This window comes from Falsibacillus albus, from assembly GCF_003668575.1.
GTDB classification, from domain to species: domain Bacteria; phylum Bacillota; class Bacilli; order Bacillales; family DSM-25281; genus Falsibacillus; species Falsibacillus albus.
In genome coordinates this window covers 273541-297551 of sequence record NZ_RCVZ01000001.1, presented here as the reverse complement: position 1 = coordinate 297551, position 24011 = coordinate 273541, and the positions used below count along the sequence as shown (strand labels likewise).

The window sequence follows — 24011 nt, the reverse complement described above, 5'->3', positions numbered from 1 at the left end:
CCGATCTATTGGTTCATCCTATTTTTTAATGTTTTAAAGAGGTCTTTCATATCCAAATCGATGGATTGTATAGGGCCTCCATCTCTTAGGTCATTATCGATATTCCGGATTCGGCTGAAAGTCCCCTCATCGGTTACGACTGTAACAGATCTGCCCTTTAAGTAAGGCTTCACTGCTTTTTTAATTTTTTCTTTCGTTTGTTTTTCCTTGCTGTAATCTTCAAGGTCGACAGCAATCAACACATTGCTTCCATATGTGACGGACCTGACATCATTTACATTCGGGACATTTCCCGTAACCTGTCCGATTCTTTCTGAAAGCTGTCCTTCGTAACGCGTATAATAAGAGGACTTCGCCTGTCTCGTATTATCGTCTAAATGTCCATGATAGTTAGCATCACCATAACTGAACCTATTATCATGATGGAAGAAATTCCTATCGTAAGCCGAGAGTGGGACGTTTGGATTTTGTGGATTTCCATCCTCATCCTTCACCTGGAGATATTTTTGCTTGTGATTCCGTATAGCCCTGCCCTCTGCTCCCATAGAATGGTCCATAAACTCCGTCAATGGTCCATCATTTTGATCGTTCCGATCCCCGCCGTGGCCACTGTTTGAGTAATAGCCCATTGGTTCGTAAAGGTTGGTTCCTTTATTGTTCCCAGCCTCATTGCTTCCACAGCCGGCTGCACCGCAAAGCAACAAGGCAGAAAGAGGCCAAAACAAGTATCTCTTATTCAAAAGAAAAACCCCCTTTTCCTCAGTTGAGCAAATTCCGCTCCTTTATAGCTTGTCAGAAAGGAAAGGGGCTCATTCGATTCGAATGACTCAAATATTTTCCTAATCTACGTCAAATTACCTTTGTTGACCTCCAACGTCTGTAGAATATTGTTCACCATTGCCATCCTTAACGGAAATTGATGGATACTCAGGTCGTATAGAAATGGCCACATCGTGTTTTTCATCACTTCATCGCTTTTGACAAACCGATTCCATTCCCTGAATACATCTGTCGGATAAATTAATGCAATGAGAAAAAGCGGGTCTCTTGAAAACTTTTCCATAAGCTTATGTTCAAATAAATCTTTCACAGACCAGTGAATGGACGGCAAAAAACGATTGGCGATCTGCAGGTAATCCACAAGGGGAGGAGCAACAGAAATTAAATCGAAATCAATCAGACAGAGTGTTTTTTGTCGGTTTAACAAAAAGTTATGAAACGCAACATCTCCATGAATGATGCAATACGGTTTTCGCAAAAAATATGCTTGATTTTTTTCCATTCTATCCAGTGCCCATTCCCCCCATTCTATGTAAGCCGACAAGATATAAGGGGGGAGGTGGTTTTCTAGTGTAAATCGATTTGATTTGAATTCAAATAATCGTTGTTTCCACTTCTCAATTTGATTGAAGAATGGAATGGAATAAAAATAATGCTGCACAAAAGTGGATGTGGTCATATGAAATCGGTTGATGACTTCCAAAGCCTCATCACGTTTGCTTTTTTCCTGAAAGCTGAATACCTCTTTACTTGTTTTGATAAATTCAATGATGCCGAATATTTTTTGTTCAAATACGAGTATGTTTTGATTGTAATGGATGTCATGGAAACGATAGGATTGATGAAACCCCGACTGACGAAGCCGATTCGTCAATGCAATTTGATTTTGAAGTTTTTGTCTTGAGGAGAATTGTTTGACAAGCCAGGTTTTGCCGCCGATTTTGTATTTCCAGAGACCGATTCGCAATTGCTTAATATATGCCTGGCTTTGATTAAAAACTTGATTTAAAAATTGAAGGAGACGTGTATTGAAACCGTCTCCTTCATCAAAGTATCTAGAAGTCATTTTCATCTCCATCAATTCTAGGCATTCCTGGGAATTGGCCCGGCATTCCGTATCCCACTCCTTGCCCTGGCATCCCCATTCCTGGCTGGCCCATACCGTATGGAGCCTGCATTCCAGGCTGCCCCATGCCATATTGCTGCTGCATCGGCATACCATATCCCGGCTGTCCGCCTCCATATCCATAAGGAGTCGCCATATGCATGTGATGGTGGTAAGGCATTGGGTAGCTTTGGCCATATGATGGTCCTCCACAGCCACAGCCACAGTCTTCTTCCATAGGATAGCTCTGCATCGGCTGCTGCATTGGCTGCTGTACAGGCTGCATCATCGGCTGCTGCATCATCTCAGGCGATTCATGAGACATTGTACCTTGAACCTGCTGCATTGGATAACCGCCATGCTCCATTCTTGGCGAACCCATCGGTCCAAACCCTGATCCAGGCATAACCTGGGATGTTGGAACACAATTACCTGGGTAAGGATAGCCCATTGGCGGGTAATTCATTGCAGGCATTTGTCCCATAGGGTCCTGCGGCATGCCGCCGTAATTCGGGTTATCCTGGATTCCCTTGACACCTTGTGGATTTCCATGGTGATAGCTCATTGGCTGCTGATGCATCATCGGCATATAGGAAGAAGATGATGAAGATTCTTCATCATAACCCATGTGGTGCATCATGGCCGGACTGACGCCTTGCATCATTGGCTGCTGCATCGGCATCGTATAAGCACCTTGTACTTGCGGCATCATATGATGCGGCATCATATGCCCCGGACCTGGCGGACAGAAACCGCTTCCTGGCATTACCGGTGTTACAGGTACACAATACATAGGTTCTGGTTGACCTCCTTCTATCGGCTTTTCAGCTTTTGGTTCTTCCTTCGGTATTTCCTTTGGCTTTGGCGGAACAGGCGGAGCTTGTGGCTGGGACTGCATCTGCATATTTGCCATGTTCATCATATAGTAATTATTTATATCGATTTCTGGGATAACGGGTTGAGGAATTTTAGGAGCATATATTGGTTTTGGCACTTCTTTGACAGGTGCTTCTTTTTTAGGCATTTCTTTCATTGGTGCCACTGGTGCTTCCTTATGAATTGGTTTCTGGTTTGTATAAGGATGTTCTTTCGGATTCGATCCGTAAGAAACTTTTGCACCGCCTACTTCTTTGTTGATGTTTCCGCCAGAAGTAGGTACTTTAATTTTCATACCGGGCATTATCATATCGGGGTTTGAAAGCTGGGCATTCATTTTCTTTAGCTCTTCGAAATTCACGCCATATTTTTTAGCGATTTTCCAAAGAGTATCCCCTTTTTGTACAATGTGGATTTTCACTCATTTTCCCTCCTCAGGCATAAGTCTATATAGTCTATGTCAAGATAGGCAAAATGCTAATAATCTACACAAATACTTATGAATTTTTTTATTGAAATATGCCAAAGTGCATCCGGACAGCAAAAATCATCGGTTCAAACAACAGTTCTATTCTTGAAAGGTATGTTTATATTTACAAAAGGCTGCGCAATGTTGATTGAGCGAAAGGATGCTCGCTTTCCGTGTGAAGGAACAAAGGTTCCTCGCCTAGCGACTCCGAACTATCCCCCTGAATCCGCTTTCCCGCCGAAGTCTACGATTTCTCTTAGATCAACAGCCGGAAACGATAATATCTTCATTAGGCTTTCACATAGACAAAAAGGTAAAAGAAATAATCTTTGAAAACAACCAGTAATCCAGTAATAATGAGAGGTTTTTTCCGATTTTCGTACGTTTGGCCATCCCACCTACGATAGAAAAAGCCGCCCCGGCAATATCGGGACAGCTTTTTTATCAGGCACGCTCCAGCATTCTATTGAGTGCAAGGATGGCGTTTGTTGATGTATCTTCATCCACTCGAATCCGATTTACCGGATTCCCTTCCACTATGCTCTCCAAGGACCAAAGAAGATGTGGCAAGTCAATTCTATTCATGGTCAAACAAGGACACATATTTGGATTAAGGGAAATGATGTGTTTATCCTTATGTGCATTGATCAACCGTTTTACTAAATTCATTTCGGTCCCGATCGCCCACGATGATCCGGGTTCTGCTTTTGCAATCGTATCGATGATAAATTTCGTAGATCCATTCAGGTCTGATAGTTCCACCACTTCCCTGCGGCATTCAGGATGCACGATCACGTTCATTCCTGGATATTCCATCCTTACATGCTGAATATTATTCACAGTGAAATTTTCGTGTACGGAACAATGCCCCTTCCATAAAATTACCGTTGCTTCCTGGATATCTCCTTCGAAAATCAGTTGATTTTTTTGAGGATCCCATACAGCCATTTTAGATAATGGAATCCCTAAATCATAAGCTGTATTCCTGCCAAGATGCTGATCGGGCAGGAATAGGATTCTTTCTTTTTGGGAGAACGCCCACTCGACCATCTTATGGGCATTCGATGAAGTTACGGTTGCACCTCCGTTTCTTCCGACGAATGCTTTAATGGCTGCCGTTGAATTAACATACGTGAGCGGAAGGATGGTATCACCAAACAATTCCTGCAAGGAGATCCATGCCCTTTCCGTCTGATGGATATCGGCCATGTCCGCCATCGAGCAGCCCGCTCTCATATCGGGTAATAATACGTGCTGATCTTCATTGGTTAAAATGTCTGCTGTTTCAGCCATAAAATGTACACCGCAAAACACAATATATTTGGCATCGTTATTTTTCTGGGAAAGCTGTGCAAGCTGCAGTGAATCTCCTTTGGCATCTGCAAATTGGATGACTTCTTCTTTTTGATAATGATGGCCTGGGATGAAAAGTTCCCTCCCTAACATATCTTTTATTTCCTTCACTCTAGCTTCCATTTCCATTATGGACATTTGGCGATAGCGTTCGGGTAATCGACCTTTTTCTTCATGTATCATTTCCAATATATTCATTTTACTTCCTCCATCATGATGTTCTTCATTTCCACTTTGGCACTGATGTCAAAGGCTTCGATCGAATGTGTCAGACAGCCTAATGAAATCACATCGATCCCGGTGAGTGCATACTCCCTCAATCTTGGGAATTTGATCCCCCCCGATGCTTCCGTGGCAATATGAGGAGGAACGAGGGAAAGCCATTCATGTATCTCTTCAGGAGTGCGGTTATCAAACATAATAATATCAACGCCGGCTGTAATCGCTTCCATCAATTGTTCTTTCGTTTCAATTTCAACTTCAATTTTGACCGTATGGCCAATCTTGGATTTGATGAGTTTGACGGCTTCAGAAATTGAACCAGTGAAGTCAATATGATTATCCTTGAGCATGACAGTATCGTGCAGTCCCATCCGATGGTTAAAGCCGCCTCCGCACCGGACTGCATACTTTTCAAGCATCCTCAGTCCAGGAGTGGTTTTGCGTGTATCACAGATTTTGGTCCTTGTCCCTTCAATCAGGGAAACGGCTTGTCGGGTTTTGGTAGCAATCGCACTCATCCTCTGAATAAGGTTCAAGATGACCCTCTCACCTTTCAATAGAGATCGTACAGGTCCTTTGACCAGCGCAAGGACATCCCCAGGCTGAACACGGACACCATCGTGGGAGACAAACTCAATAGCGACTTCTTGATCAATGGTCCGAAACCCTTCAAGTATCACTTCCCGGCCACAAAACACCCCGGTATCCTTTGCCAAAAATTTCAATATCCCCAAGTCATCCTCTTGAAACAAGTTATCTGTTGTAACATCGCTGTCACCAATATCCTCAATGAAAAAAGCTTCAAGCATATTCCTTAATTTGACTGTATTCATTTTTTTCTCCCCTCACCGATACTCCTTGATTTTCATGAACAATGAATTGATTTTCCCAGTACTTGCTTTCATTTGGAAAATCCAGGCGATAATGTCCACCACGGCTTTCCTTCCTCAACAAGGCTGATTGTACGATTAATTTGGCTGCAATCAGCATATAAATTATTTCGATTTCTCCTGTATCCAACTGTTCAATGTTTCCTGTTCGATCCAAGTCGATTCCGAATGAATGGATCCAAGACGATAACTCCTTAAGGCCTTTTTCACTCCGCCAAATACCTGCCCCCTCCATCATCCTTTGTTGGACCTGTTCAATCGTCGGAAGCGGCTTTGGCACAAAAGGCAATTTAACGTTCTGTTTATTGGAATGCCTTTGTCTTGGAATGCCATTTAAAAACATCCCCAACCTTTTTCCGAAGACCAGCCCTTCCAATAACGAATTACTCGCCAGTCGATTTGCCCCGTGCACCCCTGTCTCTGCAGTCTCCCCGATTGCATACAGGTTAGGGACAGATGTCCTGCCAAATGAATCGGCCGCGATCCCCCCCATCATAAAGTGGCAGCCAGGTGCAACTGGAATCTTACCATCAATGATCGATATTTTTTCTTTTTCACAAATGGCGGTAATGGTAGGAAACCTGACGGCAAAATTGGCAATCATCCGAATATCCAGATACACTTCTTTTCCATTTTGCCTTGACTCGTATATTTTCTGGGCAACGATATGCCTTGGGGCCAAGTCCTTAAGCGGATGGACACCTTCCATCAACAAGGATCCATCGGACGTCCTCAAGACGGCCCCTTCACCCCGTACAGCTTCAGATATCAATCCCTTTGTTTTCCCATTGACATACAGAAGAGTAGGATGAAACTGAACAAATTCAAGATTTCTCAGCTTTGCTCCAGCTAGGTATGCCAAGGCAAGCCCATCACCTTTGACAGTTGAATGGTTGGAGGAAAATGAATAGAGGCCCCCGATTCCACCAGAAGCCAGAATGGTATGCTGAGCTTGAAAAGCTGACACCGCTTGAGTTTTGGTGTTTTTCGATTTGATCCCATAACAAACCCCATCTTCATTGATTAGAAGTTCAATCGCCATTTCATTTTCAATGATTTGTATATTTTCAGGGAGATTAGAAAAAAGGCCGTCCATTATATTTTTTCCTGTTGCATCCCCGCCGCAATGGACGATGCGCTTCCTGGAATGTGCCCCCTCCATTCCCAAGGATACATCCCCCCTGGAATTATGATCAAAATTTATTCCGGCCTCCTTCAGCGTTTGGATGATATCCGGCGCTTCTTTGACAAGTCTCAAAACCTCATCCAGATTTTGGTGGCGCCTACCCGCTTTCAATGTATCTTCATAATGCAAAATAAAATGATCCTCTTTTGAAACCGCTGCGGCGATTCCCCCTTGTGCCATATAAGAATTGCTATTTTGCTTAACAGACTTTGTGATAATTATCACATGATAGTCCGAATGAAGGGTTCTAGCTAGCTGCATGGCAGCTATTCCGCTGCCCACAATAATGATGTCGGCTTGCTTCATAATTTTACTCCTTTTTTTACAGGTGTCTTGACACATATATTTACATATTATTAGACTTATGACAAGAGTTTTTTTCTGGGAGAATTATAGAAGGAGGTTGAATCCCTTGAAATACTTTGATTATGCAGCATCCACTCCCCTTGATCCAAAAGCACAGGAAGCATTTTGCGCTGCATCCGAACATGCATTTGCCAATACAGAAAGTCTCCATGATAGCGGAAGCCGTTCACATTTTCTCCTCGAGCAATGCAGATCCAAGCTTGCCGATTATTTAGGAGTGTCACCAGAAGGCATTTATTTTACATCCGGAGGAACTGAAAGCAATCTTCTCGCTATTATTTCATTAGTAATCGGCCAAGGGGAGAAAAAGCATCTCATCACTTCCCACGGTGAGCATTCATCCATTCATTCTGCCATGGATTATTTAGCAGCAAAAGGGTATGAAATCAGCTATGTTTCCATGACGAAGGATGGTATGGTTGACCTGGAAGAACTATCTGGACTAGTGCGAAAAGATACTGCGCTGGTTTCGATTCAGCATGTGAATTCTGAAATCGGCACCATACAGCCCATCCCTAAGATTTCTGCCCTTCTTAAACGGCTGGACATTCTATTTCACTGTGATTGCGTACAATCCTTCGGTAAATTGGAATTGAAGGAGATTTCACCTTACGTAGACAGTCTATCCATCTCTTCACATAAAATTTACGGGCCAAAGGGGGTAGGTGCTTTGTATGTTAATCCAGTCCGTTATTGGGAACCGGTCTTTCCCCATCTCGCCCATGAAAAGGGGATGAGGGGAGGTACGGTGAATCTGCCGGGAATCGCCGCATTTATAAGCGCGGTTGAAACGGTATATGAAGATCGTGATTTGAAGATTGAAAAGGCATGGAAGCTTCGGTCCATCTTGTTCGATGCTTTGCAAAAGGATGAAAGATTCACTTTTTATCATAATGAAGAGAAAGGCAGCCAAGTTCCCCATATTGTCGGACTTTCGATTCGAGGGGTGGAAGGGCAGCTCGCCATGCTCGAAGCCAATTCCATGGGATTTGCCATATCAACAGGCAGTGCATGCGGCATAAAGACGCCTTCAAAAGTGATGAATGCGATGAAAATCGGCAGCGAAGAAGCCAAGTGCTTTATCCGGATTTCAATGGGCAGGCATACAAAGGCGGAAGATGTATTAGATTTGGCAGGAGCATTATCATCGATTGCGCAAAAGTATAGTACACAAACACTTTCGCAATAATATGGTATAATTCGAATCATACTATCTCGGCCGGAGGGAAGAAAATGAAGCAAAAAAAGATGCTAGGGGAAGAAAGACGCACTTATATCCTCGAATTACTGAAAGAAAACCAAATGCCGATTACCGGAACGGACTTGGCCCAGAAATGCAATGTGAGCCGCCAAGTGATCGTCAGCGACATGACCCTGCTAAAAGCAAGAAATGAACCCATCCTCGCCACAAGTCAAGGATATTTATATATGCCGCAACCGGGATATCAGAGCGGATTTGAAAAAACAGTGGCATGCTCCCACCCGCCAGAAAAAACGGAAGATGAGCTGAAGCTGCTTGTCGATCATGGTGTTATGGTGAAGGATGTAAAGATCGAACATCCGGTATACGGCGACTTGACTGCCTCCATCATGGTTTCTAATCGAAAAGAAGTTGAACAATTCATGAAAAAAATCCATGCGACCAATGCAGGTTATTTGTCGCAGCTTACCGACGGCATCCACCTGCATACGATTGCCGGAACAACTGAAGAAGCTGTCAACGAAGCGGAAAACGCCTTGAGGGAAAATGGATATTTAGTGGATGAACTGAATTAAGAAGTGGTTTATGAAAATGAGGCACTGCGATGGCAGTTGCGACTGTAACCAAATTCAAGAAATTCCGAATTTGGTTACAGTTTTTTTGTTGATTTGGAGCGGAAGGTGGCGGGACTCCGGCGGGATCAGCGGGACAGGTGAGAACCCGCAGGCAAAGCCGAGGAGATATAAGGTGGATGTTCGATTAAGTTCGGCACGTCGTGTGCCAACATCGAAGGACCTCCCTTCGTGTGAGGCCCATCGGAAAGCGAGCTTTCTTCCCCGGAAATCAACCTTGTACAGCCTAAAGAAAACATCCTAAATTAATGTAAAAAGGTATCGAGAGAAATGACCTCTCGATACCTTTTTCTGCAAACTGAGATAGCTTTATTCAGTCCAATAAATGCGTAGGATAGCTTCCAATGACTTTTACATCACAACCCAGTGCTTTCATTTCTTCAAAGGCGCCAGGCAAGAGGATTTCATCAATGGCTTGATTGATATCCAAAATGAAAAAATAATTCCCCAACCCTGTTTTTAATGGACGCGATTCAATCTTGCTTAGATTGATTTTCCTCCAGGCCAAGGCAGATAAAACTTGATGCAGGGCCCCAGATTGATCAGAAGGGAGCGTCACCATGACGGTGGTCTTATCCTCCTGCTTCCTCAAAGGGAGCGAGATGGAGCGTTCTTCACGAGAAAGGACAATGAACCTGGTATGATTCAATTTTAAATCATGGATATTCCGTTTCATGATCGTCAATCCATAAATTTCTGCAGCAAGTTCATTTGCAATGGCTGCAAACTTCATTTCTGGATGCTCTTTTAAAAATTTGGCGGCAGCTGCAGTCGAGGTGGTGTATTCTGTTGATACTCCCCGATAGTGTTGATGCAAGTATTGATGGCACTGGGCAATGGCATGGGAATGGGAAAGGATTTTTTCCAGCTCATTCATTTTTGATTCATTATTCGGATGAACCATCAAATGCTGTTGTATTGGAACGGTTATTTCAGAAATGATCTTTAAATCGACTTCATGAAAAAGGTAATCGACTGTCAGATGAACCGATCCCTCCAATGTATTTTCCAGTGGCACCACAGCCACATCCACTTCCTGATTATGTACAGCCTCAATACAATCCGGGATCGTTCTAAAAGAAATACGGTCTTCATCAGGGAATGCATGCTGAACCGCTAAATCGGTGAATGTTGCAATGGGACCCAAAAAACCTACTTTCACTTTATTGTCTCCTCCCTATATAAAAACAAAGGCGCTGCCCAATGCGGACATAGCCTTTGTTTTAAATTATCTGTGTGATGCAGCAGCCATTAAAAGGTGTACGCTATTGATCAAGCCGGCTCCGCTTTTCTTTGTCTAGCTCCACCTGCTAGAGGCTGTGAGACTTCCCGCTTTGTGTCTACGATAAGTCAACATCGATTCGCTTGGCTCATCGTGTTTCCTTTATCTCCGAAGTACAGGATGTACAAGCAAAGGCGTTGCCACAGGACAAGTAAAGCTTCGACAGCAAGACATCGCACGAAGAAAACTGACAAGCATTTTTCGAGGACGTGGCGATTTTAGCCTTTGTACCTTAAATCTCTTCAGTCCCTTCGCCTCTGACCAAGCCGGCTGCTATTCTTTGTCTAGCTCCGCCGGCTAGAGGCTGTGAGACTTCCCACTTTGTGTCTACGATAAGTCAACATCGATTCGCTTGGCTCATCGTGTTTCCTTTATCTCACACAAATCGGTCCAGTCCCTTCGCCTCTGACCAAGCCGGCTCCGCTTTTCTTTTAAGCACCGGAGCCCAGTACTTCCACTGTATCGACAAATTCCAGCCTTTTTAACCTGGCCACCAATTCATCAAGGTTGATGTCCATATCCGTTACGTTCAATGACAGGGTCACATTTGCCCTTCCCTGGAGGGGGATGGTTTGATGGATCGTCAAAATATTGCATCTATGTTGGGCCACAATCGCCAGAAGATGCGATAACGTGCCAGATCGATCTTCCAAATGAAAGAACAACGTAATGATTTTTTCTTTTACAACCGTATGAAAGGGAAATACCGTATCCCGATATTTATAGAAGGCGCTTCGGCTCAGATCCACCTTACGGACGGCTTCCCAAACCGAATCGACCTTTCCCCTTTCCAATAGTTTTTTTGCCTCTAGGGTTTTCTTCATCGCTTCCGGCAAGACATCGTCTCGAACAAGATGAAATTTTTGATCAAATTCATTTTTGCTCAATGAATATTCCTCCTATGCCTCAAGAAGCAATTAATCAACGAATTCAAATTCAAATTCTAATAATTTCACAATATCACCGTCTTTTGCACCGCGCTGTCTTAGTGCTTCGTCGATACCCATCCCTCTCAGCTGGCGGGCAAAGCGGCGCACAGATTCTTCACGGGAAAAGTCCGTCATCTTGAACAATCGTTCAACCGTGTAGCCTTCCACCACGAATGAACCGTCGGACTCACGGGAAATAGAGAAGTTTTCTTCCTGTTTTTCATGCTTATAAATGACGCGGTTGATGCTTGTCTCTTCTTCCACTTGCTCAAGCGGAAACTCAGGTGTTTCCTCCACTTTATCCGCGATAGCGAAAAGAAGGTTTCTCAATCCTTGTTTCGTCAAAGCCGAAATAGGGAATATCGGATGTGCATCTCCTACCTTTTCCTTGAAAACTTGAAGATTTTCTTCCGCACCCGGCATTTCCATTTTATTAGCAACGATAATTTGCGGTCTTTCTGTCAAACGCAGATTATATTCCTTCAATTCCTGATTGATCGTTGTATAATCCTCGAAAGGATCCCTACCTTCCGTTGCCGCCATGTCTATCACATGGACGATTACCCGTGTACGCTCGATGTGCCGGAGGAACTGATGTCCAAGACCCACTCCTTCATGTGCACCCTCGATCAGTCCAGGCAAATCTGCCATGACAAACGTGCGTCCATCATCCGTTTCGACCATTCCCAAATTCGGCGCAATCGTTGTGAAATGATATTCTGCAATTTTGGGTTTGGCTGAAGAAACAACGGAAAGCAGCGTTGATTTACCGACGCTAGGGAATCCAACAAGACCGACATCCGCCAATAATTTCAATTCGAGGACGATATACCGTTCTTTTCCTGGCTCACCTTTTTCCGATAGCTCGGGTGCAGGGTTAGCCGGAGTTGCGAAGCGAGAATTTCCTCTGCCGCCCCTTCCGCCTTTGGCAATCACTGCCCTTTGGCCATGCTCTGTCAAATCGGCAATGATTTCATCGGTATCATCATCTTTTACAACTGTGCCAGGCGGGACCTTGATGATCATGTCCTCAGCATTTTTCCCATGCTGATTTTTAGACATGCCATGCTCCCCCCGTGATGCTTTAAAATGACGCTGGTATCGAAAATCCATTAGGGTCCTTAAGCCCTCGTCCACTTCGAATACAACGTCTGCCCCTTTTCCGCCGTCTCCGCCGGCTGGGCCACCTTTTGGAACATATTTTTCTCGACGGAAGGCAACCATACCGTTACCTCCGTCACCACCTTTCACATACACTTTGACCTGATCGACAAACATGAAAGGCACCTCCTTTTCCTTCAATCATGCTGTATGTATCTCCCTTTAAAAATGGATATGGAATGCAAATTGCTCTTTATCCCAATGTTCCATGATAATTCGATTTTGTGACTCAAGCCATTCCAATACTAATTGATCATTTTTCAGTATTCCACCAAAGTCCAAAAAGAATTTAGCGGATTCATGACTATCCTTGATCGTGATCGATAATTGATGGTCCTGATAGGGGACTACCGCCTCATCCAATAAACGGAAGAAAGTGATGAACCAATCATAGAGGGCATCATCATCAAGCTCATTCAAAAACGATTGATCTATAATATCATAATCAATTGAGAAAAAGTGATTTTCCCAATTAAAGGTCAATAACAATGTAGCAAATTTAGTAAGCTTTAAATTTGATAATCTGGACTCCTGCTGTGCTTCCAGAACAATTTCTTCAATGATTTGCTGAGCTCGTTCCGGTCTGTTCAAAGCCAAATTCCCTTTGATTAATTGCAATTTGTTCATCCAGTCGTGGCGCGCATGCCGAAGCACCTCGACAACCGTCCAGTTAGTATTCATCCCCGCACTCCTAATAAGCAAAATTAAACATGGTTTCTTCATGTAAGTATACCAAAAAAGAATGAAGTCGTCCTTACCTCTTGAAAAATTGATAAAGAAAAGCACAGCCGGCTTGACCAGAGGCGTGGAAGAATATCACCGATATAACAAGAAAACTCTAACCGGCATTGCGGTTAGAGTTTTCATCAAACATTAAGCTTCTTTCACTTCAGGGTAAACGCTGACTTGTTTCTTGTCACGACCCAAGCGTTCGAAACGAACCACTCCATCTACTTTTGCGAATAGAGTATCGTCTCCACCACGGCCTACGTTTGCACCAGGGTAGATTTTCGTACCGCGTTGACGGTAAAGAATAGATCCACCAGTAACAAATTGACCATCAGCACGTTTAGCACCTAAGCGCTTAGCGATTGAGTCACGACCGTTCTTAGTTGAACCTACACCCTTTTTGGATGCGAAAAATTGAAGGTCTAATCTTAGCATTTGTTCCACCTCCTATTTAGTTGAAGGTTATTTTAATGTATTTTCCATAATCACGTTCGATTGTTTGTAAGGAGACCACCATGCCCTTCATCAAAAGCTGGACTTGATTGTCCACTTCATCCGGCAAATCATCTGGAATGGTGCAGCTCAGGAAGCCCCCATCGGATGATTGTTCAATGGCTGGTTCCGCGCTTGTCAGCGACAGCACCGCATTGATTGCCCCAAAGGATACGGCAGATGCGCCTGCACATACAATATCTTGACCATGTCCCGCGAAATCAGCATGTCCTTCCATTGTAAAGGAATGGATCCTTCCAGTGGAAGCACGGTTAATATTAACCCGAATCATATAATCAGCCTTACGCGTTGATTGCGTCGATCACAACTTTTGTGTATGGTTGACGATGACCTTGCTTTTTGCGTTGGTTTTTCTTCGCTTTGTACTTGAAAACAGTGATTTTCTTTTGACGGCCGTGTTTTTCAACTTTACCAGTTACAGTAGCGCCAGCAACTAATGGGCTGCCTACTTTCACGGAGTCTCCGCCTACGAAAAGAACTTTATCAAAAGTGACAACTTCACCTTCAGCTACATCAAGCTTTTCGATATAAACTTCTTGTCCAGCTGCTACTTTGATTTGTTTTCCGCCAGTTTCAATGATTGCGTACATACTTGCACCTCCTTATAAACTAAGACTCGCCAATGACAGGCGTTCTGCACGAGGCAAAAACTTAAAGACCTGCAATGTGCGGTTGTAGCACGGGTGCTACAAACAATAACATTAAAATCCTATCATAACCGCGTTCTTTATGTCAATAATGATTTAAGTTGTTTAACAATTATTATAAAATGCTCCCAGTTTTCTTTTTGATTTCTTCTTCAGTTCCAAACTGTTTCAGTTCAAAGAAGTGCACTGGGCCTTTCACCAACTGAAAATACAGCTTCACATTCAATTGATCCTGCAGACGCTTCAGATGGCTGTCATTTTCTCCGCTGAATACCTTTTTCACCTTTGAAGTCGTTTCGATCAACACGGCTTCATGCACATCGAAGGGTCTCTCCCACAACAGCCTTTCCAATTGAAAAGCAATGGTTTCAGCACTTTTGACCATTCCCGTGCCTAAACACGCCGGGCAATCATCCGTTAAATAATCAGGAATCGATTTTTTTGTTTTTTTCCTCGTAAGCTGCAGGATGCCAAGAGAAGTAAAGCCCATGATCCTGAAATATTTGGGATCCTTCTTCATGGCTCGATTCATTTCATCGGTGATGTTTTGACGCTCTGTTTCCGAATTCATATCGATGAAATCTATCAAAATGATGCCGCTGTAATCCCTTAAGATTATCTGGCGGGCAGCCTCCAATGCTGCCAGCTTATTCGTTTCGTAAACGGTGTCCTTCAAATTGGATTTCCCCGTGAATTTTCCTGTATTCACATCGATGACCGTCATTGCTTCTGTGCGTTCTATGACGAGATACGCCCCATTTTCGAGCCATATCACTTTTTTCAATGCTGCAGTAAATTCCTTTTCGATGTCATAGTGGTCGAATATATTTTGTTTTCCATAATACTGTTCAAATCGCCAATTCCCTGATTGTGTGCTGCTTCTCAACCTTTTCAGCACATAGGAATCATCGGTGATGACATCTCCAGCCTTCAAGCGGTTCATGTCCCGTTCAACTTCCTCGATGAATGTATCAGGCTTTTGTAAAAGAGAAGGCGCAGCATTGTGCATGGAGGATCGCATCAATTGTTCATACTCCTCCCTTAGACGGTAAATCTCTGTTTCAAGCACTTCTTCAGAAGATGTAAAAGATTCGGTTCTAAATAGGAAGCCTTCCTCTTCCCGCTGGATACGGAAGCCGAAATTCCGCCATTTTTGACGAAGCTCATCACTCCCTTTTTTGGAGACAGCTATGTATTTCCCCCTTGGGATATAGACAAGTTTTGGTGCAGGGAATTCCAATAACGCAGAAAGCAGCGGCCCCTTTGCATCCGTTTCATCCTTTTTTACCTGCACCAAGATTTTTTCACCTTGATGTATAAATTTTGATAAAGGCATCATTTCTTTGTTTGGAGTGCCAGCGTGAATAAATGCAGGAATTTGATCGCGGTGAAGATATCCCTTTTTTCCTTCGCCAATATCAATGAAGGCAGCGTGCAGTCCATTCACTACCTTCTCTACGATCCCAATATATATATTTCCCACCATTGTTTCTTCTTGAGGCTGTTGTATATTCAGCTTTGTCACGAGATCATTTTCAATCAATGCGTATCTTTTTTCACGTGTTTTGTAGTCAATGATTATTTTATTCAATTTTTGAAGCCTCTCTTTAAAACAGCATAAGGGTGTTTTCTTAAGAAAGCACCCTTATCCCCACTTTATATAGAATTCTTCCCAACGTCAATCAATGTACATAAGATCCTTTATTTTTATGGAGACCTTTTTTTCGGCAAAATAGGCATGGAGGACCTCATTTTCATCGAGCTTTCCGATCTCCACCCCGTCTTTGTGAACAATGATCGGATGCTTTGCCCCTCTTTGGAATCTCTCCAGAACATGGGATAGAAACTCTTCCCCATCTACAATGAGAGGCTTCAGCTTCCGAAAAGCGGTTTTCTTCCCATAATATCGTTCAAGCAGGAAGCGCATGAAGACAAAGCGTTTATGCTTCCATTCTTTCCAGAGGGAAAAGTATAAATACGTCATGACAATCCACAAGTTCAGTTGAAATGGGAAAATGAACATGACTGATCCATGCAGAAGGATCATGATGATCAATGAGATGATCAATACCCGGTTAAAAGCTGCCGAAAAAGGCTGAAAAGTTGAAAAGAAAAGGAGTAATAGCTTGCCACCATCCAGCGGCCAAATCGGCATAAGATTGAAAAGCAGCACCATCATATTGAAATTCATAAATAAAGCAAAGGAACTTTCTGAAACGGCTCCCTCATTATTCAAAAAATACATCAAAAGGGCCATCCAAATATGCTGGATGGGTCCTGCCAGGATGACAAGCCACTCTTCTTTTAAAGGACGATTCCCATGTTCATCCATTTCCGCCACGCCGCCAAAGGGCAGGAGGACAATCTTCTTGATCCGCCATGAAAAAAAATGAGCCATCACCCCATGTCCCATTTCGTGTACCATGATGATCAATACGAGAATGAAGAGCTCCATAAAATGAGCAGTCATCACCGCAATGGCGGCAATGACCCAAAACAAAGGATGGATCCGTATTTTTTTGAATAGGCTCATCATATTATTCAAATGAAATCACCTGATTAGGGTCCACGAATTGGTCTCCCTGTTTTATGGCTAAATAAAACTCTCCAGAGTCTCCCTCCGATCGGTCTGCAGCGGTACCCACCTTCATCCCCTCTGTTACATTTTCATATTGTGTGACTGTTATATTTTCCAAATGCCCATACCAGGATTCCGTTTTTTTGTCTGGGTGCTGGATGATGACGGTATTTCCCAGATCATCCTTTTTACCGGCAAAAATGACAACACCTTTACTCATCGCTTGGACGGCTGCCCCTTTTTCCGTTTCCAGCATGATGCCCTTTCCATTGGAGGTGAATCCTTCTACCACTTTTCCAGCTGGAATTGCATACTGCGTTTTATTGGAAGAAGCCTTTTTCACATTTTCATCCGCAGGCTGAGGAAACAGTGCGAGCGGCTTCCCGAATTGTTCCTCATACCAATTTGAAATGGCCGCAAATTGGAACTCGGTCTTCATTGTTTTTTGAACAAAGCCCTTCGTATCATCAAATATCGGGGAGGAATTCTTATAAATAATCGCAATCCCCAACACCATCACTGCAGAAAATAGAATCTTGAAGAAAAAAACTTCCTTACTCCATAATGGATGATGTTGATCGGATGGGCCGGATTCAAATGATGAAAACTTTTCCCCGCCATAACGTTCCTCATCCGTAGGAATATAAAAATTGTTGGAAGATGTCCCATTCACATTCCTCAAATTCTTCCTCTTAGCAATCCGCTTGCGAATCTCATCCGCTCGCCTACTCATACCATCACCCAATCTCCTTTGAATATTTGTACTAATCTATGACTTGTCCGGGGGAGATATGACAAGAAAAGCGGAGGCACCCTGTTCATCGCCGTAAAAACTGGACTGACCCGAGTGAGATAAAGGAAACACAAAAGGCGGCAGCCTTTTGATGTTGACTTATCGTAGGCGAGGGAAGGGAAGTTTTCTAGGCGATAGGGTGCCGGAGCTGGACAAATAGAAAAGCGGAGGCGGCTTGGGCAGAGGCGTGGAGATTGGACCGGAGCACCGCGAGATATAGGAAACACGAAGAGCGAAAGCGATTCGATGTTGACTTATCGTAAGTGTGCTGAGGGAAATCTCACAGCCTCTAGCCGCCGGAGCTGGACTAGAAAAACGGATGCAGTAAACGTGGATGCTCCCGACTTGTCGTCGGAAAGCCACAGGTTTATTTAAAATATATGGCTGTTTTCTCAAAAGAAACTGATTTAAACGATTTTTTTCAATCAAGAACGGAAGGTGCGAGACTTCGGATGGATTAGCGGGCAGTGAGACCCCGCAGTGAAGCGAGGAGATGCAAGGGGGATGTTTGAGTAAGTTCGGCACGTCGTGTGCCAACATCGAACGACTTCACTTCGTGTGATGAAAGCAAGCATCCTTCGTGGAAAGCAACCTTACACATTATTTGATGGACAACAGCAAATTTTACGAAAATAGCAAAAAAAAAGAAATCGAGATAGGTTATTCTCGATTTCTTTTTCATATGAGTAACTTAAAAACCTGAGTCGTTTTAAACCTTCACACCAAAGAATTTTTTGATACTCGCAAATACGCCGGGTTTTTCAGTTTCGAGCGATTGCAGCGGAACGGATTCCCCTAGGATCCTTCTGGCAATGTTCCGATAAGCAATGGCTGCTTTGCTGTTGGGATTAAGTGCTATCGGTTCACCTTGATTGGAAGATTTAATGACATTTTCATCATCGGCGACAATGCCAAGAAGATCGATGGACAAATGTGTCGTGATTTCATCCACATCAAGCATTTCACCATTCTTCATCATATGTGTCCGGATCCTGTTGATGACCAGCCTCGGCGGTTCTACCTCTTCTTTTTCAAGCAGGCCGATTATGCGATCGGCGTCGCGGACAGCAGAGATTTCCGGCGTGGTGACAACGATGGCCTTATCAGCTCCTGCCACTGCATTTTTGTATCCTTGTTCAATGCCAGCAGGACAATCAATTAAAATATAATCATATTCCTGCTTTAATTCATTGATCAGTATTTTCATTTGATCGGGATTAACGGCGGTTTTATCGCTTGTTTGTGCGGCAGGAAGCAAATAAAGCAGATCATCAAAGCGTTTATCTTTCACCAGCGCTTGATGGACTTTGCACCTTCCTTCAACGACGTCGACCAAATCATAGATGATGCGGTTTTCAAGCCCCATCACGACATCGAGATTACGCAGGCCGATGTCAGTATCCACTAAGCAGACTTTTTTTCCTTGTAAAGCTAAAGCAGTACCCAAATTGGCTGAAGTGGTTGTCTTGCCAACACCGCCCTTACCTGATGTAATAACGATTGCTTCACCCACAATTAGCGTCCCCCTTTAAATCTAGTAATATTCGGTCTAAGATGCTTCAATACTTGCACTCTATCGATTACAATCTGGTCTGTCTCATCTATGTAAGCACATTCCATCTCATTTCCGGTAGGGTCATAGGAATCAGGGGCCCTGTTCAAGCAGTCCGCAATGCGCAATTGGGTCGGCGTCATTACGGAAGCGGCGATGACTGCTTCTTTATTTCCTTCGCAGCCTGCATGCGCAATGCCTTTCAATACTCCCATAATAAAAATATTGCCTGCAGCCTTCACTCTTCCACCGGGGTTTACATCCCCGACCAATAAAAGATCCCCAGGCACTTCCAGGACTTGACCTGATCGTACAATGCTTGCGACAGAATATACGTCTGATTCTTCAACTAGTTTTTTTGCAGTTTCTTTTGTCATTACATTGCTATATACTTCTTCAACGACCAAGTTCCGCTTTTGTCGAACGAGCTCTTTTAGCTCTTCCACTTGCTGGGCAGATAAATAGCGATTTCCGGCTTGAATTTTTACGACAATGAGCGGTGTGTCTTCCTGCTCCCGATAATGAGCAGTGAGCTTATCCTCAAGCTCCTTTTTCACCTCATCATATGAGCATTGATCGTTTAATTGTAGGACTAAACCGTCTTTCGTTCCTTTTATCATGACATTTTGCCTTTTTTTCATGGCGCTCTTTTCACCTCAGTGGGTTTATAATTCGACAAATCCCCTTTATTTTCCTCTTTTATCCGAAATAATTAATCATCCAAAATTTCTTTTTTTCGATTCGATAACCACCTTTTAAGCGGAAATACAACAATCACTACAAAAGCAGCGTTCAAGATCAGCGTCGGCCAAAGGCGCATATCGACAAAAGCAGACATCGCCATATCAGTATGATTGATTAACGAATAAAATTGGTAGATGAGAAATTCTACAAGAGAAATATTGAATAATACGACAACAATGGCGATGAAAATGTTAGACTGTAAGATTTTCATGATTTTCGTGGTCAAGTAGACCGAAAAAGGAAAGAAAAACAAATAAATGCCTATGATCCCTGTGAAGAATACATCGTAAAGCAATCCTAATATGAGCGCATACCATAATGTATCCTTCCGTATATAATAGATTGCCATCAATACGAGGATCGACAACAAAAAGTGAGGAACGAGTATTCGTTCCCCATGGAAAGCTCCGGTCGAAAAGTAGAGCGAGAACACTCCTTCTCCATAAAAACACAACATAAGAATGAAGGGGAGAATCAACCTTTTCATGATCAATTCCCTCCCTTGTCTTTGTCGTTGGTCAAATCAAAGGCATTGATCGTCTTCATCTCACGTTCCACGACCATGACGTGATCGATATCATATAAATCTGCTGATGGCTTCACATAAGCCATTTGTGTCAGTCCATATTGATCAGGTACAAGCTTCTCGATTTTGCCCACTGGAAGGCCTTTCGGAAATACTCCCCCCATCCCTGAAGTGACGACGTTTTGGCCTTTTTTAACCTCCACATCATATGGGAGCCGTTTGAGAAGAAGCATTTTTTTCTCGGAGTCATATCCTTCTATTAACCCAAAAACCCCATCTTTTGATTTCTCATTTTGAACCGTCACAGAAATGCGATTCTTCGGATCACGCGCACTCAGCAATTGTACAGTTGATGTAAAAGCCTTGGCATTTTTCACCTTTCCGATGAATCCTTTTGACGTGATGACAGCCATATCTGGTTTTACGCCATTGACGGAACCTTTATCGATGACAATCAGCTCATCCCACTGCAATGGATTCCGTGCAATCGTAGTGGCTTGCAAAGGCTTGAATTCGCTCAGATCATCCTTGATATCCAAAACCGATTTCAGTCGTTTATTGTCCTTTTCCAAGTCGTTCACTTTACCTTCAAGCATTGAAAGCTCATCCAAACGAGATTTTAATTTTTTATTTTCGGTATATGTATTTTGTAGATCCTCAATATTTTGGAAAAAGCCCGCCACTGAATTAGCGGGCTTCGATACAATATTCTGACCAAAGCCGACAATATCTCCGATAAACTTTTCCGGTACAGAAACATTTTTACGATCTCGCAGGGAAAACCCGATCAATGCCACCAATACAATGATGCCGACAAGTAATAATATCAAGCGCTTGTTTAGAAAGAATTGTGGCATGATTTACACCTCTATCATTTTTTAGCGTGACTCTTTTGCTTTGTTTTTAAATAAGTGAATATGGTCTAGAGCTTTTCCGGTACCGATTGCAACACAATCCAATGGGTCCTCTGCAATCAGAACAGGCATTTTCGTTTCATCCCCGATGACCTTGTCCAAATTGCGCAGCAAGGCACCTCCACCCGTCAATACAATTCCACGGTCCATAATATCTGCGGCCAATTCAGGAGGCGTCTTTTCCAGCGTGCTCTTAACCGCATCAACGATGGAATAAACCGTATCGTGCAAAGCGTTGGCAATTTCAACAGCCGTGATTTCGATCGTTTTTGGAAGTCCGGTCAACAAATCGCGTCCGCGGATTTCCATCGTATCGATATCTTCAGCATCACCGGCAGATCCGACTTCCATTTTGATAGATTCGGCTGTACGGTCCCCAATCATCAAATTGTAATTCTTCCGGATGTAGCTGATGATTGCATCGTCCATTTCATCACCAGCGATACGAATGGATTGACTTGTGACGATACCGCCCAATGAAATGATGGCAACTTCCGTCGTCCCTCCGCCGATATCGACAACCATGCTTCCCGTCGGCTCCCACACAGGCAGATTGGCACCGATCGCTGCAGCAAACGGCTCCTCGATCGTGTAGGCATCGCGCGCACCGGCTTGACGTGTTGCATCAATGACAGCGCGTTCTTCGACAGCCGTTATCCCTGATGGTACACATACCATGACATATGGCTTGCTGGAAAAAATGCTTTTATTTTTTGTGGCTTGCCTAATGTAATACTTCATCATCGTTGCAGTTGTTTCATAATCAGCGATGACCCCATCCTTCATTGGTCGGAGGGCGATGACATTCCCCGGGGTACGGCCGATCATGTTTTTAGCATCATTCCCGACTGCCACGATGCTTTTCGTATCCGTTTGCATTGCGACAACAGACGGCTCGCGTACGACAATCCCTTTTCCTTTTACATAAACCAGCGTGTTAGCCGTTCCCAAATCAATTCCAAGATCTCTTGTTCCAAGTCCAAACATTCAAGTATCTCCCTTTCTGATACGAATTACATAGGTATAGTGAGTTTGTTTTTTTGAAAGTTTTGTTAAGTAGTATAAGTACACAAAAAAATATCCTTTTCAGGAAAAATCATAAACTTTATTATATCGCATGGCGCTGCAAAATCATAGTGTCATAAATAACCTTTTTCCTTTAAACTGATATATTTCTTGTCACCGATAATTAAATGGTCAAGAATATCGATGCCGATCATTTTTCCGCATTCCACGAGCCTCTTTGTCACTTCGATATCCTCCCTGCTTGGGGATGGATCGCCCGATGGATGATTATGCGCACAAATAATGGACGCTGCCGAACGTCGGAAGGCTTCCTTGAATACTTCCCGGGGATGGACAATCGATGCATTCAAGCTTCCTACGAATACGGTCTGCCTGTGAAGGACTTGATTTTTCGTATTTAGATATAAGCAGACAAAATGCTCCTGCGATAAAAACCGCATATCATTCATCACATAATTGGCGCCATCTTCAGGACTCCTGATGACATAGCGGTCATCATAAGCGAGATTCCCGATGCGGGTCCCCATTTCAATCGCAGCTAAAATTTGTATCGCTTTCGCCTCGCCGATCCCTTTAATCGAAGTAAGTTCTTCCAAGGAAGCATCCTTGAGAAGACGAAGCCCGTCAAAGTGCTTTAAAACTCGGTTTGACAAATGCACAACCGATTCGCTCTTTGTGCCGGTCCTTAGTAAAATTGCAAGCAGTTCTTGATTTGACAAGCTTTTTGCTCCATTGAAGGCAAGTCTTTCCCTCGGCCGTTCTTCCTGTGGATAATCACGGATGAGCAATGATTCTTTTTGCATGAATGAATGATTCCTCCATTTCTGGACGAATGGTTCACAAGGGACGGGTTAAAAAGTGAATCCATGTTCCATCAGGGCCCTGTATACCCTTGAAATCGGCAAACCAACGACAGCGTAGTAATCCCCTTTGATTTCTTTAACAAACAAGGCACCTTGTCCTTGGATCCCATAGGCACCCGCTTTATCAAAGGGCTCACCGCTTTCGATATACCGATTGATTTCTCCGTCCTTTAATTCCCAGAACGTCACATCGGTTTTTTCATAAAAAGAATGGTTTTCATGGTTGTGGAAAATTGACACACCGGTATAGACGGTATGTGTATGATTGGATAATAGTTGAAGGGTTATCTTAGCTTCCTGTTCGCCTTGTGGCTTTCCGAGGATTTGGCTGCCATATGCAACGATTGTATCGGAGCCGATCACAAAATCGGATGGGTGGTGAATGGCAACTTCTTTTGCTTTTCTTTCTGCCAGCATGATGACTGCATCTTCCGGGGAGATGCCGCTTGGCAATGATTCATCCACCTGGCTTGGAATCACTTTGAAGGGAATTTGCAATTTCTGAAGCAGTTCTTTTCTCCGGGGAGATCCGGAGGCTAGTATAAGGGAGTTCACGCTAATGCCACCTTACCTTTCATTCGTTATCAAATGGGAGATACAGATTAATCGTATCAGAAAGAAAGTGGACAAACAATTTATTTGAACAAAAAAATAGAGACGAGTGGTTCGCCTCC

The 24011-nt window shown here is 43.4% G+C and carries 24 protein-coding genes, 1 pseudogene and 1 other annotated feature; of the genes and pseudogenes, 2 read left to right on the top strand and 23 right to left on the bottom strand.

Features of this window, described 5'->3' with window-relative positions; genetic code table 11:
* Positions 1-5 precede the first annotated feature (5 nt).
* The 6 genes and pseudogenes from D9X91_RS01440 to nadB form a co-directional block, all read right to left on the bottom strand.
* Positions 6-740, bottom strand: a complete 735-nt coding sequence (locus tag D9X91_RS01440; RefSeq protein ID WP_121678771.1) for a YhcN/YlaJ family sporulation lipoprotein — start codon at positions 738-740, stop codon at positions 6-8.
* Positions 741-844: 104 nt separating this feature from the next.
* Positions 845-1846, bottom strand: a complete 1002-nt coding sequence (locus D9X91_RS01435) for a phosphotransferase (protein WP_158598208.1) — start codon at positions 1844-1846, stop codon at positions 845-847.
* A 1189-nt stretch (positions 1847-3035) separates the two neighbouring features.
* Positions 3036-3182: pseudogene (gene safA, locus D9X91_RS23120) on the bottom strand (SafA/ExsA family spore coat assembly protein); the annotation flags it as partial.
* A gap of 492 nt (positions 3183-3674) precedes the next feature.
* Positions 3675-4781, bottom strand: coding sequence for a quinolinate synthase NadA (gene nadA / locus D9X91_RS01425; protein WP_121678768.1), 1107 nt, complete (start codon positions 4779-4781; stop codon positions 3675-3677).
* The gene (nadC, locus tag D9X91_RS01420) at positions 4778-5638 is read right to left on the bottom strand and encodes a carboxylating nicotinate-nucleotide diphosphorylase (RefSeq protein WP_121678767.1); all 861 of its coding nucleotides are present in this window, start codon (positions 5636-5638) and stop codon (positions 4778-4780) included. Before nadC ends, nadA begins: the two co-directional genes overlap by 4 nt.
* Positions 5607-7187 carry an L-aspartate oxidase gene (gene nadB, locus D9X91_RS01415; protein ID WP_121678766.1) on the bottom strand — a complete coding sequence of 527 codons (1581 nt, stop codon included), beginning with the start codon at positions 7185-7187 and terminating at the stop codon, positions 5607-5609. The genes nadC and nadB overlap by 32 nt, the downstream gene beginning before the upstream one ends.
* 106 nt (positions 7188-7293) lie before the next feature.
* Here nadB and D9X91_RS01410 point away from each other — a divergent pair, with 106 nt between their 5' ends.
* Both D9X91_RS01410 and D9X91_RS01405 read left to right on the top strand, forming a co-directional pair.
* A complete protein-coding gene (locus D9X91_RS01410; protein WP_121678765.1) occupies positions 7294-8436 on the top strand; it encodes an IscS subfamily cysteine desulfurase in 1143 nt (380 codons plus the stop codon).
* Positions 8437-8480: 44 nt separating this feature from the next.
* On the top strand, positions 8481-9023 hold the full coding sequence (locus D9X91_RS01405) for a transcription repressor NadR (RefSeq protein ID WP_121678764.1): 543 nt from the start codon (positions 8481-8483) through the stop codon (positions 9021-9023).
* Positions 9024-9393: 370 nt separating this feature from the next.
* Here the strand turns inward: D9X91_RS01405 and pheA are convergent, their stop codons facing one another.
* The 17 genes from pheA to D9X91_RS01320 form a co-directional block, all read right to left on the bottom strand.
* Positions 9394-10242, bottom strand: coding sequence for a prephenate dehydratase (gene pheA / locus D9X91_RS01400; protein ID WP_121678763.1), 849 nt, complete (start codon positions 10240-10242; stop codon positions 9394-9396).
* A gap of 551 nt (positions 10243-10793) precedes the next feature.
* Positions 10794-11249 (bottom strand): ACT domain-containing protein, encoded by a 456-nt coding sequence (locus tag D9X91_RS01395; protein ID WP_121678762.1) that lies wholly within the window; start codon positions 11247-11249, stop codon positions 10794-10796.
* A 30-nt stretch (positions 11250-11279) separates the two neighbouring features.
* Complete coding sequence (gene obgE, locus D9X91_RS01390) at positions 11280-12569, bottom strand: GTPase ObgE (RefSeq protein ID WP_121678761.1); 1290 nt, start codon at positions 12567-12569, stop codon at positions 11280-11282.
* A gap of 45 nt (positions 12570-12614) precedes the next feature.
* Positions 12615-13133 carry a Spo0B C-terminal domain-containing protein gene (locus tag D9X91_RS01385; protein ID WP_158598207.1) on the bottom strand — a complete coding sequence of 173 codons (519 nt, stop codon included), beginning with the start codon at positions 13131-13133 and terminating at the stop codon, positions 12615-12617.
* A gap of 192 nt (positions 13134-13325) precedes the next feature.
* Positions 13326-13616 carry a 50S ribosomal protein L27 gene (gene rpmA / locus D9X91_RS01380; protein WP_121678759.1) on the bottom strand — a complete coding sequence of 97 codons (291 nt, stop codon included), beginning with the start codon at positions 13614-13616 and terminating at the stop codon, positions 13326-13328.
* 16 nt (positions 13617-13632) lie between these two features.
* Complete coding sequence (locus D9X91_RS01375) at positions 13633-13965, bottom strand: ribosomal-processing cysteine protease Prp (RefSeq protein ID WP_121678758.1); 333 nt, start codon at positions 13963-13965, stop codon at positions 13633-13635.
* 10 nt (positions 13966-13975) lie between these two features.
* Positions 13976-14284: a 50S ribosomal protein L21 gene (gene rplU / locus D9X91_RS01370; RefSeq protein WP_121678757.1), complete on the bottom strand. Its 309-nt coding sequence runs from the start codon at positions 14282-14284 to the stop codon at positions 13976-13978.
* 12 nt (positions 14285-14296) lie between these two features.
* Positions 14297-14378 (bottom strand) — a sequence feature (ribosomal protein L21 leader region).
* A 78-nt stretch (positions 14379-14456) separates the two neighbouring features.
* Positions 14457-15932 carry an Rne/Rng family ribonuclease gene (locus D9X91_RS01365; protein WP_121678756.1) on the bottom strand — a complete coding sequence of 492 codons (1476 nt, stop codon included), beginning with the start codon at positions 15930-15932 and terminating at the stop codon, positions 14457-14459.
* A gap of 87 nt (positions 15933-16019) precedes the next feature.
* A complete protein-coding gene (locus D9X91_RS01360) occupies positions 16020-16886 on the bottom strand; it encodes a M50 family metallopeptidase (protein WP_121678755.1) in 867 nt (288 codons plus the stop codon).
* Complete coding sequence (locus tag D9X91_RS01355) at positions 16879-17652, bottom strand: M23 family metallopeptidase (RefSeq protein ID WP_121678754.1); 774 nt, start codon at positions 17650-17652, stop codon at positions 16879-16881. The genes D9X91_RS01360 and D9X91_RS01355 overlap by 8 nt, the downstream gene beginning before the upstream one ends.
* Positions 17653-18421: 769 nt before the next feature.
* Positions 18422-19225 carry a septum site-determining protein MinD gene (minD, locus tag D9X91_RS01350; protein WP_121678753.1) on the bottom strand — a complete coding sequence of 268 codons (804 nt, stop codon included), beginning with the start codon at positions 19223-19225 and terminating at the stop codon, positions 18422-18424.
* Positions 19226-19227: 2 nt separating this feature from the next.
* Complete coding sequence (minC, locus tag D9X91_RS01345) at positions 19228-19905, bottom strand: septum site-determining protein MinC (protein WP_121678752.1); 678 nt, start codon at positions 19903-19905, stop codon at positions 19228-19230.
* Between the two features lie 71 nt (positions 19906-19976).
* Positions 19977-20495: a rod shape-determining protein MreD gene (gene mreD / locus D9X91_RS01340; protein ID WP_121678751.1), complete on the bottom strand. Its 519-nt coding sequence runs from the start codon at positions 20493-20495 to the stop codon at positions 19977-19979.
* A 2-nt stretch (positions 20496-20497) separates the two neighbouring features.
* A complete protein-coding gene (mreC, locus tag D9X91_RS01335) occupies positions 20498-21391 on the bottom strand; it encodes a rod shape-determining protein MreC (RefSeq protein ID WP_121678750.1) in 894 nt (297 codons plus the stop codon).
* Between the two features lie 21 nt (positions 21392-21412).
* Positions 21413-22435 (bottom strand): rod shape-determining protein, encoded by a 1023-nt coding sequence (locus D9X91_RS01330; protein WP_121678749.1) that lies wholly within the window; start codon positions 22433-22435, stop codon positions 21413-21415.
* 152 nt (positions 22436-22587) lie between these two features.
* Positions 22588-23277, bottom strand: coding sequence for a RadC family protein (gene radC / locus D9X91_RS01325; RefSeq protein ID WP_121678748.1), 690 nt, complete (start codon positions 23275-23277; stop codon positions 22588-22590).
* 48 nt (positions 23278-23325) lie between these two features.
* Positions 23326-23892 (bottom strand): Maf family protein, encoded by a 567-nt coding sequence (locus D9X91_RS01320; RefSeq protein ID WP_121678747.1) that lies wholly within the window; start codon positions 23890-23892, stop codon positions 23326-23328.
* Between the last annotated feature and the right edge of the window lie 119 nt (positions 23893-24011).